The 12921-nt window shown below is 44.7% G+C and carries 10 protein-coding genes and 3 pseudogenes; 11 read left to right on the top strand and 2 right to left on the bottom strand.

The genetic code is table 11. The features are described from left to right. Positions 1-74 precede the first annotated feature (74 nt). The 5 genes from EDM56_RS28270 (at position 75) to EDM56_RS28250 (ending at position 3418) form a co-directional block, all read left to right on the top strand. Positions 75-1265: a TolC family protein gene (locus EDM56_RS28270; protein ID WP_183192627.1), complete on the top strand. Its 1191-nt coding sequence runs from the start codon at positions 75-77 to the stop codon at positions 1263-1265. Positions 1266-1406: 141 nt separating this feature from the next. Beyond that, positions 1407-2063: a spore coat protein gene (locus EDM56_RS28265; RefSeq protein WP_122921292.1), complete on the top strand. Its 657-nt coding sequence runs from the start codon at positions 1407-1409 to the stop codon at positions 2061-2063. Positions 2064-2310: 247 nt separating this feature from the next. Continuing rightward, positions 2311-2550 (top strand): spore coat associated protein CotJA, encoded by a 240-nt coding sequence (locus EDM56_RS28260; RefSeq protein ID WP_122921291.1) that lies wholly within the window; start codon positions 2311-2313, stop codon positions 2548-2550. Further along, positions 2550-2819, top strand: coding sequence for a spore coat protein CotJB (locus EDM56_RS28255; RefSeq protein WP_122921290.1), 270 nt, complete (start codon positions 2550-2552; stop codon positions 2817-2819). Before EDM56_RS28260 ends, EDM56_RS28255 begins: the two co-directional genes overlap by 1 nt. 29 nt (positions 2820-2848) lie before the next feature. Beyond that, positions 2849-3418 carry a manganese catalase family protein gene (locus EDM56_RS28250; protein WP_122921289.1) on the top strand — a complete coding sequence of 190 codons (570 nt, stop codon included), beginning with the start codon at positions 2849-2851 and terminating at the stop codon, positions 3416-3418. A gap of 190 nt (positions 3419-3608) precedes the next feature. Here EDM56_RS28250 and EDM56_RS28245 read toward each other — a convergent pair whose 3' ends face one another. After that, positions 3609-5393, bottom strand: a complete 1785-nt coding sequence (locus EDM56_RS28245; protein ID WP_122921288.1) for a helix-turn-helix transcriptional regulator — start codon at positions 5391-5393, stop codon at positions 3609-3611. 259 nt (positions 5394-5652) lie between these two features. Here EDM56_RS28245 and EDM56_RS28240 point away from each other — a divergent pair, with 259 nt between their 5' ends. The 5 genes and pseudogenes from EDM56_RS28240 to EDM56_RS28220 all read left to right on the top strand — a co-directional run. After that, positions 5653-7827, top strand: a complete 2175-nt coding sequence (locus tag EDM56_RS28240) for a serine hydrolase domain-containing protein (protein WP_122921287.1) — start codon at positions 5653-5655, stop codon at positions 7825-7827. 463 nt (positions 7828-8290) lie between these two features. Beyond that, a complete protein-coding gene (locus EDM56_RS31625; RefSeq protein WP_183192626.1) occupies positions 8291-8467 on the top strand; it encodes a hypothetical protein in 177 nt (58 codons plus the stop codon). Between the two features lie 158 nt (positions 8468-8625). Continuing rightward, positions 8626-9054 (top strand): cupredoxin domain-containing protein, encoded by a 429-nt coding sequence (locus EDM56_RS28235; protein ID WP_183192625.1) that lies wholly within the window; start codon positions 8626-8628, stop codon positions 9052-9054. A gap of 455 nt (positions 9055-9509) precedes the next feature. Beyond that, a pseudogene (locus EDM56_RS28230) lies at positions 9510-9905 on the top strand (manganese catalase family protein); the annotation flags it as partial. Positions 9906-10937: 1032 nt separating this feature from the next. Beyond that, positions 10938-11340, top strand: a pseudogene (locus tag EDM56_RS28220) (manganese catalase family protein); the annotation flags it as partial. 146 nt (positions 11341-11486) lie between these two features. Here EDM56_RS28220 and EDM56_RS28215 read toward each other — a convergent pair. Continuing rightward, positions 11487-12524 (bottom strand): YheC/YheD family endospore coat-associated protein, encoded by a 1038-nt coding sequence (locus EDM56_RS28215; protein ID WP_122921283.1) that lies wholly within the window; start codon positions 12522-12524, stop codon positions 11487-11489. 202 nt (positions 12525-12726) lie between these two features. Here EDM56_RS28215 and EDM56_RS28210 point away from each other — a divergent pair. Next, a pseudogene (locus tag EDM56_RS28210) lies at positions 12727-12921 on the top strand (collagen-like protein); the annotation flags it as partial.

The raw sequence follows: 12921 nt of genomic DNA, 5'->3' as shown, positions 1-12921 counted from the left end.
CAACTCGATTCAAAGAGAAAACAAATCTTCAGATTAAATAATAAGCATAATTGATCGTCATAGGAGGAATGAGGATGCGTTTGCCCTTTTCAAATAAAGCTTGGTTTGCCCTTTCGATAGCAGCAACCTGCATGTTGGCCGCCACGCCCGGTTGGGCTGACAATAGTGTTGCCGTCGCGACGACATCCGGTACAACCGCTGCGGCTACGACAACCAACACGACGGCCGCCTCTGGCACTTCGGCAACCGATACGGTAAGTGACAACACCTTGACATTGGCCAAAGCGATCGAGATCGGCCTGCAATCGAACTCTAGCTTGCGTTCGCTTCGCCTGCAGATCGATTCAGCGGATACCAACGCGATTTTGGTCAATTCGCAAATCAAAAAGATTTCCGCAGACGATATCGATTCCCTCGATGCTGCCAAATCGAAATACTACAAAGACCAGCAAAACAAAATGTCTCAGCAAATTAATGATCTGTCCTATAAAGCGACGGAGAGAAAAACAAAGCTGCAAATCCAGAAGCTCTTTTACGACTGCCTGAACGCACAGGCCGAGCTGGAGCAGCAGCAGCGCAGTGCGGAGCGCATTCAGAAAAACCTGGATATGGTCAACACCAAGCTGAAAGCGGGCACGGTGCCAAAAACCGACTTGCTATCCGCACAGGTGAGCGTGACGAATGCGAAGGCGTCCTTACTCAGCGCGCAAAATGCGGTAACCGTCGCATTCCTGAACTTGAACAACTATCTGGGTGTCGATTTGGACAAAAAGTGGACATTGATCAAAGACACGCAGCTAACGAAGCCGGCAATTGGCAACTTGGATGAGGCGTTGAAGCAAGCTGCCGAAAAGCGTTACGAAATTCAGCAAAAGCAAAACGAAATCCAGCTCGCTGAATTGAACGTCGAGCTGTTCCAAAAGTATTCGGCCTTGTCGACCTACCAAGGCTCCATGGCAAAAAATGATTTGGAATCGACGAAAATCGATCTGGAGGATACGAAACGCAGCATTGAAGTAGAAGTAAAACAGGCCTATTTGAATATGGAGGCCTCTCTGTCCAGCGTCGACATGTACAAGGAGTCGCAGGCCATGGCGGAAGAGAATTTCCGCGCAGCACAGATTCGCTATGAAAACGGATTGTCCACTTCTCTGGATGTCGTGCAGGCGGAGGAAGAGCTGACCAAAACGGAAAACCAGTACAACAAGGCAGTCAACAGCGCTAACATTTCCGTTGTGACATTCCAGAATGCGATCGGGGAGTAAGAGGCAGCTTTCCTCATGGTTTCGGTCGAGCGCAGACTTCGATCGGTGAATAGAAGAATCGGATAGCGTTCTTGTTACATAATTGCCAGGGATGCAGGTGAATACTAAATCAGGTTCAATTCACCGACAGGAGGGATTATCATGGCTGCACAAATGGGTGCACATGAGGTAATGGAGTTGCATGAGGTTTTAAGTGGGACGATCAATGCGATCAATCATTTTGAGCTGTATCGTCCGTATGTGAAGGACCCGCAATTGATGGCGCTTTTGGATCGGCATCTGCAATTCATGACACAGGAGTACAATAACCTGGCTCAAGCCGTCAATCAGCAAGGGATGGGCGCCGCGATGGGCGTGCCGTATCGCGCTCCCAAAATGATGAATCCCGTCATGGGGCTGCATCAGCCAAAGCCGCAGCATCCCAATGCCTCCGCCCATGAAATGAATGATGAGGACGTGTCCTGCGCCATGCTCGGGTGCCACAAAGCATCGGCAAGCATGCAAATTGTAGCGACCCAGGAGATCGTGCATCCCCAATTGCGCCGTATGGTGCAGCAAGGAGCAGTCAACTGCTCGGAAATGTCGTATGAAGTATTCCAGTACATGAACCAAAAAGGATACTACCAGGTTCCGACTTTGGCCGATGTGACAACCAACACCGCGACCGCCATGTATCAGCCGACGACGATGGTACCGACCGGCATGCAGCCAGCCCCAATGCAGCAAATGATGCAGGCGCCAATGATGCAGCAGCCGCTCATGCAAAACCTGCAGCAGCCGTATCAAACACATATGTAAGCGTAATTGAAAAAAACGGATAATTGCCCCCGCCTCACGATGAGGCGGGGTTTTTCCTGTACAGATAAGAATTTATAAAATTCTTATCCAGTATAAGTGCAACCGCGGCTCCGCCAAAAAGCATGGCGTAGCCAGGTTTTCTAATTGTCCCTCCAAAATTATGGGTATCTGCCCTTGCACCGCCTACTGGGTGTTTGACATATAGTAAAGGGTCTAGTCGATTTCTTTGTCGAGGAGGTAATGTACGTTGCAATCGCAGGAAAGAGTCTCGCAGGAACGAGTCTGGTTCCCTTTTGTCGGCCCCTACGATCCATGCCCGCCGGAGCGCATCAAAAGCTATGTGATTCCACCCAACCTGACGATGGGATTTCAGCCGTGTGGTCTCCCCCAGTATTCGACGATGGAGGCGCTGAGCGTCGGGACGTTGTGGCCGGCCTTTTATAGTCCGTATCGAAGCAATCGGGGAAGAGGGAGGGTGACGACGTAATGTCAGACCGAATCGAGGTAGATGAGCAGTACTACCGAATGCTGGAGCAACTCCAAGCAGTCGATTTCGTATTGTGTGAATTGAATCTGTATTTGGATACGCATCCGGACGACGCAGGTGCCGTGCAGCAATATAACCAAAACGTCCAGGAGCGCTGGCGGCTCGCTCATGAGTTCGAGTCCCAATACGGCCCATTGATGAACCTGGGACACAGCTATTCTGCATGCCCATGGCAATGGGTGGATTTACCTTGGCCTTGGCAGGTATAAAGATAGAGCAGTAGGAGGAGTATATCGCGATGTGGATTTATGAGAAAAAATTACAATATCCCGTTCGAGTCAGCAAGTGCGATCCGAGAATGGCCAAATTCCTCACTGAGCAATATGGGGGCGCAGACGGAGAATTGGCCGCCGCTTTGCGTTATTTGAATCAACGCTATACCATTCCCAACAAGGTTATCGGCCTGTTGACCGATATTGGCACTGAGGAATTTGCCCACCTTGAAATGATCGCGACCATGGTTTACAAGCTCACCAAAGACGCGACGCCGGAAGACATGGAAGCAGCGGGATTGGGCGCACACTACGCCAATCATGACAAGGCGCTGTATTATGAAAATGCCGCAGGGGTGCCATGGACGGCAGCCTATATTGCGTCAAAAGGCGATCCGATCGCCGATTTGTATGAAGACATCGCCGCCGAGGAAAAAGCTCGGGCGACCTATCAATGGCTGATCGATATGACCGATGATGTCGATTTGCAGGATAGTTTGAAGTTTTTGCGCCAGCGGGAGATTATTCATGCGCAGCGGTTTAGTGAAGCTGTAGAGATTTTGAAGGAAGAGCAGGGGAGACAGAAATTTTTCTAGGAAACAAGGGGGAGCAGAAGTGCTCCCCTTCTGCGTTTTTAGTGTTTTTCCTTTCAGTTCAGAATTCGAGTAACACTTCTTCAAAGGAACGCGAGGACGTGTGTCCCCTGAGCCCATCCCCCTGGATGATCGTGTTTCGCACCTGCAGCACTTCCCCGTATCACAAGGATTTCTCTTGTCTTTTTGTCTTCTATCGAATACTCTCATTTCTCGCCAGTTCAATCGCTTCTTCCCGGTTGCTGACACCGAGCTTCGAGTAAAGGGTGGAACAGTAATTCCGAACCGTTCCCTCCGATAAATATAGTTTGGTGGCGATCGATTTGTAACGAAGCCCATCCGATAAAAGCTGTAAAATTTCCCTTTCCCGTTTCGTCAATCCATACGGATCATTCGGGCTGTACTTCTCTAACTGCTCTCGTTGGCGCTTCATCTCTTCGAATACGCGTGTGGCGATCGACTGATCAAGCCACGTTCCCCCGCTATAGATGAGCTTCATCGCTTCCATCATCTCTTTTGGACGAGTAGACTTCAGCATATATCCTTCCGCCCCATGCTCCAGTGCTGTTGCTGCCTGTACCGAATCCTCAAACGTTGTCATGATCACAATCTTCATGTTCGGCCAGCGTTCTTTCATTTGAAGGAAGGTCTTCAGTCCGTGCATCCCTTGCATGTGCACGTCCATTAACACGATATCCGGTTGGTGTCGCTCACATTGTTCTAATGCTTCTTGGCCGTCACTAGCTGTACCAACCACGATAAAGTTGTCCTGCTGGCTTAAGATTTGCTGTAAGCTGTCGGCAATCATCACCTGATCGTCAACAATAAGTAGGCGGATACTTCCCTGTCCAGCTTCTACCTGTATGGGAACATTACAAATGACAACGGTTCCTTGCCCTGATTGTGAATGAACGGACAACGTACCTTGCAGTTGCTCAAGCCGTTCCTTCATTCCCTCTAGTGCTAAGCCGAATTCGATGGATTCTATTCCGTTGCCATTATCTTCGATTTGTAAACGGAGTTGCTGACTTTCGAAATACAGATCTACAGATATCACACTTGCTTGGCCGTGACGAACCGCATTTGTGAGCGATTCTTGCAGGCAACGATATAGACAAAGGCTCATTTTTTGCATAACGAGCGTCTCACTGCCGATCACACGGAAGTTGACCGTTACACCTGTTGACTTCATAAATTCTTCTGTCAGTTCCAGTAGTGCCTCACTTAACGATTGGTTCAACCGCGCATCAGAGAGCTGATGAAAATGCTTTCTGATATCATCCAAGCTGCCTTGTGCTATTGAGACAAGTTTGTCGACTCGTTCGATTTGTGAATCAGGAACCGAGGATCGGAGTGATTCAACGCCCACAATCAGCGAGGTTAGCGAATGCCCAATTGTGTCATGCAACTCATGTGACAGCCGATTACGTTCCTCGATCAGTGTAAGCTCCTCGATTTGCTTAATATGCTGCTCCAATAATTGCTTCTGTTCTTGAATGATGCGGCCTTGCTTATGAGACTCAATTAATATGCTAAAAGCTATACCGATCGCAAAACCAAAGCTGCAACTAAACATGAACTCGTAAGGGAGACGATTGGTAATCAACCCGTTCAAAGCCGGAAAAATAATCCCACTAGAGATTCCCGTCCACATAAATGTTCTGCGACTGCTGGCCACACCAATAATGATCACCAATAAAACGAAACACCAAGTCAATGCAGGCGCTATATAGGCCACAAATAGATAAAAAAAGCCTGTCAGTAAGACTTCGACTGCCAGATACCAATTTTCTTTTCGATATTGAACGATCAATGGAATGGCATAAACCAAAAAGGCAATAAGGATGATGACTCCGAACGGAACTGCTATCATTGCTTGATACATAACATCTGCTATGACGATGATGCCTAGCCAAATCGTTCGTAAGGCAAAAATCACCCAATTGTACCAAAACCATTTTTTTATCATGGATAACATTTGTCATGTACTCCTGCTCATTTGAGTGGTAAGGAAATTCCCGAATGTTTCTGACTCATCATGCCTCACAAATTCCCGATTCGTCAAGCAGAATGCGCCATGTCATACAGCCTCTATGACATTCTATCATGTCGCAAACATGATGGTTGGCATGATGTCATCTATAGATAGAACGGTTTCGTCACTATGTGATTTTACAGCCCTGAGAATAAGGTGGATGTGTGAGACAACACATTTCAACTTACAGGAGCGATGAGAAATGAAACCATTCCACATGCAAAAAGGAGCGTCCCTTACGTTATCTGCATTATTGATAGGAACGCTGATACTACCTACTTACGGTTGTGCGGAAGCAGGTGTGGACCAGGCAATCATGCAACAACAGAAAACGGATCATGCCAAAATAAAAGAAGCGATTGATAAAGCTGCTGCCAGCGAAAACATTCCAGGTGTCCTCTTTGCAGTTAAGAAGGGAAATGATTTCTGGTCGTATGCTTCCGGCGAAGCGAATATAGAAAGTAAGAAACCGATGGAAGCTGACTTTTCATTTCGAATCGGGAGTATAACGAAATCGTTCGTCGGTGTAGTGACCCTGCAACTAGCTGAGGAAAAGAAGCTAAGCCTCGATGACTCGTTGGAAAAATGGCTGCCGGGTGTCGTCCAAGGAAACGGATATGACGGTAACAAAATTACGATTCGTCAGTTATTAAATCATTCGAGTGGAGTGGCAGACTACTTAGATGATGAGCTCAAGGAAAGTTTACTCAAGAACTCCACTCAAACGTTTACAGCAGAACAACTCATTTCTCGCGCATTAAAGCACACACCGACCACGGGTGACTATTCGAATACGAATACAGTGCTGATGAAACTCGTTATCCAAAAGGTCACAGGAGAAACGGTTGCCGAACAAATCAAGAAACGAGTGATTGAGCCGCTTCAACTAACAGAAACGTTTTTCCCGGAAAACTCTCAATCCATTCCGAAAAACAGTCCGAATGGATACTTTAACAATGCCGGTACATTAATGGATATAACTGACCTTAACCCTTCGTTTGCAGACGCAGCAGGGGCTATGATCTCGACTACGAAAGATTTAACAACGTTCTTTAGCGCTTTATTGGGCGGAAAATTGTTAACACCTGAGAAGCAGAAAGAAATGTTAACCACTGTTTCTAATCCACACGGGAAATTCGGACTCGGTATTCAGGAAGTAACATTGCCGGATGGCACTACCATATGGGGTCATCAAGGCGGCATTCCTGGATTCACCAACTTCGCAGGTGGAACAAAAGACGGCGAGCACGTGATCGCGATGAGTATCAATGCATTAGGAGATACTGTTTCTCATATGGAGAACATCCAGATGACTGAATTCTCGGGACTAGCGAAGCAACCATCTACCCCAGATCAAGCGGCTCAGAAACATGGGAAAGAAATGAAGGATTTCATTGATCAGAAAGCAAAAGTTGAGGGAGTCCCTGGAATAATTGCCGCTGGGTTAAGAGACGGAGAATACTTGTCTTATGCAGCCGGTGTAGCCAACCTCGATCATAAAAATCCGATGGAGCCAGACTTTACTTTCCGTATTGGCAGTGTCACAAAGGCGTTTGTTGCTACCCTTGTCTTACAGTTGGCTCAGGAGAAAAGGCTGAATCTGGAAGACTCGGTAGAAAAATGGCTCCCAGGTGTGGTAAAGGGCAATGGGTATGATGGCAACAAAATCACGATTCGTATGTTATTGAACCAAACGAGCGGGATTGCAAGCTATACGAATACAGACATGCGATACGCTACCTCATTCCCTCAATATACCGTTGATGACCTTGTACGTATGGGACTGGCAAAGCCGCCAGTGTTTCAACCAGGAGCAGGTTGGGACTATTCGAATACAAATACCGTACTAGCTGGGCTTGTTATTCAAAAGGTGACAGGAGAAACGTACGATGTGCAGATGAAGAAACGGATCCTCGACCCGCTTCAGATGACAAATACATCCTTTAGTGGTAGTAATCCAAAAATCCCGGGCCAGCATGCCACAGGCTATAGCATGAATCGGGCAGGGAAACTGTTTGATTTCACAGAGTTTAATCCTTCATGGGCGAATGCCGCGGGGGAAATGATTTCAACAGGGAAAGATTTGACCACCTTTTTTAGTGCGCTTTTGGGTGGGAAATTATTAAATGACGAGATGATGAAGCAGATGACAACAGGTGTGGAATCGCCTTATGGCAAATATGGACTGGGAATTTATGGGGTGACACTGCCGAACGGAAAGACCTATTGGGCTCATGGAGGCGGCATTCATGGGTTTGAAACGTTAGCGGGTGGTACCTTAGGCGGGAAGGATATTTTGGTGACGAACATCAATGCGGTCGGTCAAGAACCTGTCATCGCTAATCAAGCCATGTTCGAAAAGGAATTTAGCCGTTGAGTTAAAAAGGAAAAATGATAGAAGGCTTTTGCTTTGGGAAATCCAAGAGCAATAAGCCTTTTTCCTTTTCAGCTCTTATCCATAAACCCCTTTTTCTAAAAGTTTGTACACTTTATGCAAACTCTTATAAGTCGGGAAGGTACAACAATACACGTGGTCGCCAATTGCTATAATGGTTGTCTCGGTTTTTGTAATTTGAGCCCAATTGCATGCCCAATAGCAAAAAAGGATTGTCTCATTATCAGCTAGTTAATAATTATCACAGTCAAAAAATGGCCAGCAGAAAACTCTGTAGGAATCATTGTTTTTGGTTAGTCTCCTTTTATCCTTAGGAGGTTAGTCCTCAGCCGTCCCTTTTAATCTTGCCTTTAAATTTGTACGTTTTTACCCAATTAATTTGTCTATGCGCAGATGTAAACATCCTCATAAGTTGATAAAAATGGATAACCAAGGGGATGTGGAAATGAGTGAATTTCTTCAAGAACTAAACTTCATTACCGACATCAGCGTATTAGAGTCAATGAGAGCAAATTTAGCAGGGCAGGCCCACTCAGCTGAATTGACTTGGGAAGCACGTAATCTAATCTATAAGAAAATCCAAGCCATTGTTAATCGATTAATTCGTTTAGAACATATTTAAAGCATTTGACCCAATCCTTTGCCTAAAAGGCAAGGGATTTTGCTTTTAACTTTGTGTAACGTTTCTTTCTCAAGAATTACTTTTCATTTTCACAATTATTCCGAATCTGTTTATTAAGCTTAATTGTGAAAAACTACATTTTACAAGGAGGGTTCATCGTGAAAAAAGGAATTGCACTTTTGTCAACCTGCTTGGTGATTACTGGAATCATTTCTGCCTGTAGTGCACAAAGTACAAGCTCTTCTTCACAAGCATCATCGCCCACTACTCAAGCAGCAACTTCAAACTCCCAAACATCAACTTCTGATCAACCAACTGAGGTCAAAATTGATATGAACGAATTCTCATACTCAACGGGTGATATTAAAGTAAAAGCAGGAGAAAAAATTCACTTTGTTTTGACCAACTCCGGTAAAGTAGAACATGACATTAACAATGATGAACTAAAGCTAGATAAAGATGTTCAACCTGGTAAAACCGAAACATTAGACTGGACTGCCCCTTCGAAAACAGGTACCTATCAAATCATTTGTGACAAGCCGGGTCATAAAGAAAAAGGAATGACATTAAATTTAATCGTTGAATAACGAATTTTCTTCCTGGCAGTCTTAATAGACTGCTTTATTTATTTTCTCTTTTTTAAAATCATATATTTTGTAAGCTATGCCTCTTATGGTTGTTAACTAAAACTCCAAACATTCCCACTGTTCCAATATCGTTTTCCCATTAATTTTGGCTTTCTGAAATAGTTCTTTTGCTGCTAGAGACTTTATTTTCAGTGAACACCCCCGAGTGAAGCAGTGGATCGGGTAGGGGATACCCGTTTCACAATATAACCAAAGTAAGGTATAGCCAACAAAATGCGGATGATTTTGTGCTCTAAGCCCAGTTCGACTGAAAAACGCCGGTATCCATTACCCTAAAGGATACCGCTATTCCTGTTATCGCTACTTCATTTGTCTTCCCACTGTAGTTTGATTTAGTGCAAGTCGGAGGTCATGTGCCAAGTGGGCATTTTATCGAGATTAATTCTCATGGATACAATATTGGCGCAAAAGAATTTGCCCACCTTGAAATGATCGCGACCATGGTTTACAAGCTCACCAAAGACGCGACGCCGGAGGACATGGAAGCGGCGGGCTTGGGCGCGCACTACGCCAATCATGACAAGTCGCTGTATTATGAAAATGCCGCAGGGGTGCCATGGACGGCTGCCTACATTGCGTCAAAAGGCGATCCGATCGCCGATTTGTATGAAGACATCGCCGCCGAGGAAAAAGCGCGGGCGACCTATCAATGGCTGATCGATATGACCGATGATGTCGATTTGCAGGATAGTTTGAAGTTTTTGCGCCAGCGGGAGATTATTCATGCGCAGCGGTTTAGTGAAGCTGTTGAGATTTTGAAGGAAGAGCAGGGGAGACAGAAGTTTTTTTAACGAACATGGAAAGGGGAGCCGATGGAGACTGCTGCAAAAGTCGTCTTTTAGGTAAAACCAAAGGGGTACAACTATGTCTCCCTAAACGCGAAACGAGCCTTAGAAGCGATTCTAGAGGCTCGTTTTTCTTTGACTGTTTTGTTGTTCTGAAAAATGTCGACTTTTGTAGTGCTCTCCCGAAGGGCTCTCTTTTTTTGTTTTAGGTGTTTTTCCTCTAAGTTCAAAAGGGGGGGTCTTACCAAATAATTTTTCAACATGATATTGTGGATTTGAACGATCTTTTTGGAGTGTATCCCAATTGGCCGTTAGAGGCATATTTTTTCATCAGAGGAAAGGGGATGTATCATATAAAAATTAATATCTCATTTATTCTAGCCCTTTTTGTGAATTTTGGATTTTCACTTTTTTTACTAATCGAAAAAGAAATGAATTGGCTTTTTCACGGATTGCTTTTGAATTTCTTGCTATTTCTCTATTTTTTGTCTATTTTGTTTACGTTAATTGAATACATCAGAAGTGCTAACAAACGCTATTTATACGCGGGGCTGTTGTTAAATCTTATTGGATTAATCATGTATGTTAATTATTGGTTCAGTCTATAGGATAGAGACAGTGGACATAAAAGTTGAAAAGTAATCTTGAAATACAGGGTGTAGGCCTTTAGAAGGCTGTTTTTTTGTTAATGGGTGTTGCGCAGGTAAGCTGCTCACACCGACGCCGGAGAAGGGGAATTGCCCGATATCCAGTGGCCCTAACCGGTCCTGATTCTTCAGTGTGAAGTTGAAAGTGAAAAGGGCTTAAGTGCACCCATCTGTACTAAGATATACAAGTACCCAAATTATTGTCTGTCTCCTTCGACACAGCAGCCGATTTTAAAGTTTGTGCGTGAACGTGGTTAGAAAAAGCAAAGAGTGACGATCTTTGGCCCATGTACAATACTAACCTTTTCTGGAGGGCACTTCACATGGGCATTTAAATAGATAAGAAAGGGAGCCATTTGCTGAGACTATTTATCACCTACACAATGGTGCAACAGAAGAATTTGCCCACCTTGAAATGATCGCGACGATGGTTTACAAGCTTACTAAAGACGCGACGCCGGAAGACATGGAAGCCGGAAGACATGGAAGCCGCGGGCCTGGGTGCACACTACGCCAACCATGACAAGGCGCTGTTTTATGAAAATGCCGCAGGGGTGCCGTGAACGGCAGCCTATATTGCGGCAAAAGGCGATCCGATCTCCGATCTGTACGAAGACATCGCCGCCGAGGAAAAAGCGCGGGCTACCTATCAATGGCTGATCGACATGACGGATGACGTCGATTTGCAGGATAGTTTGAAGTTTTTGTGCGAGCGGGAGATTATTCATGCGCAGCGTTTCCACGAGGCCGTGGAGATTTTGAAGGAAGAGCAGGGGAGACAGAAGTTTTTTTAACTAACAGATACGCAAAAGGGAGCCAATGGCTCTCTTTTTCTTTGTAATATCTTCCGGTTCGGGTGCTCTCTTGTAATAGACCGCTTCATTCTAGGTTTTACGTAGTCATGTGTGAAGTATGAACAAAGGCCCCAACATATACACTCTCAAGATTGAGAGAGGAAGTAGGCATATTCCAATGGTCTACGATAAATTAGTTTTTTGTGTTTAAAACCTATAAGGTCTTTGTATATATTTTTTTGGGGATTCCCGTTAAGTTCAACAATCCAAAGTTTTCTTTGCTCGTCTAATGCAAAATCTACACTTAATTCTCCTAACGAACCCATAAGCGTTTCCGCTTCTTGCGCGGCCTTTACACTTACCTCATACAGAGAGTGGAGAATTTCATTCGCTTTTTCCTGCGAAAATAGCCTCTGAAGAATATCTGCAGCATCATAAACGGTTTCACAAATACTCGTGTTAAAGTGATTTTTATAAGCCACTCTACATGCTAGGGTGGATACTGTCCATTCCCCAAGAATACCTTTTTGAACCAGTACGCGGATATCAAAATATTGTTGATCAATTAGGCACATACGAATCCCTTGCTGAACAACGTATTTCTTTCGTCCGAGAAGTTTATCCAATTTTTTTTGAATGTCTTCATCTTTTCTGCAAATATATCTTGGAGCCAAGCTATGCAAAGAGATGTGAAAATCTCCATGCTCCGTTTTCTCAACCCGATAAACAGACCTCCCCTTGGATCCGTAAGAAGGCTTAATGTATATAAGTTTATATTCATCAAATAATTGAGATAAATTTACTTCGTTATATAAAAAGGTGTCTGGAACATAAGATTTAAGTTTTGACTGCTTTAGCCGATTATAGAGATCCCATTTATTGAAAAAATTGATATTGTTGAAACATTTTTTCTTACCAATGACCTTCTCCAGTCGTTGAATTGTTATATTTTTTTTATTAAAACACCGATTATAGACGGCATGAGGAAAAGGAAACGAACTTTGTTTCCAGATGCCATTTTTTAGGCATAGTCCAATAATACGTTGTTCCTTCCAAAGAATATCTGCTGGGGTAAAGGAATATAGTCTCAGGTTTAGATCGAGATAACGGTGATAAAGCTTCAGTATTCTTTTTCTACTACTCCTTTTCTGCACCAGAATACCAATCAATGGACGTGTATCCAATCTGATCCCCCCATGCTTCAATCTCCTTTATTATCAAATGCTAATTTAGTCGTAATGGTATGGGACAATAACATTGCTGAACTGAAATTCAGCGACTGTTTTGCTCTATCTACCTATTTTGAGCTAGATAGGTAGTTGCTGTGTGTATCTTTTTATTCTTTTAATATGATGTAGTACGTTTGATAACCGGGAGATGAGAATTATGGGAAAATTTCAGTGTCCCCCAGGCCCTCCGGGACCTGAAGGACCACGAGGGCCGCGAGGTTTTCAAGGACCACAAGGCCTCCCAGGGCCAGCAGGAGCAGCAGGAGCAACGGGTCCGACCGGCCCAGCAGGAGCAGCAGGAGCAGCCGGGGCAACGGGTTCGACCGGTCCAGCGGGAGCAGCCGGGGCAGCA

The sequence above is a fragment of the Brevibacillus fluminis genome (genome assembly GCF_003710825.1).
GTDB lineage: Bacteria > Bacillota > Bacilli > Brevibacillales > Brevibacillaceae > Brevibacillus_D > Brevibacillus_D fluminis.
Note: the sequence above shows the minus strand (reverse complement) of the source record. Positions and strands in the feature narration are given on the sequence as shown.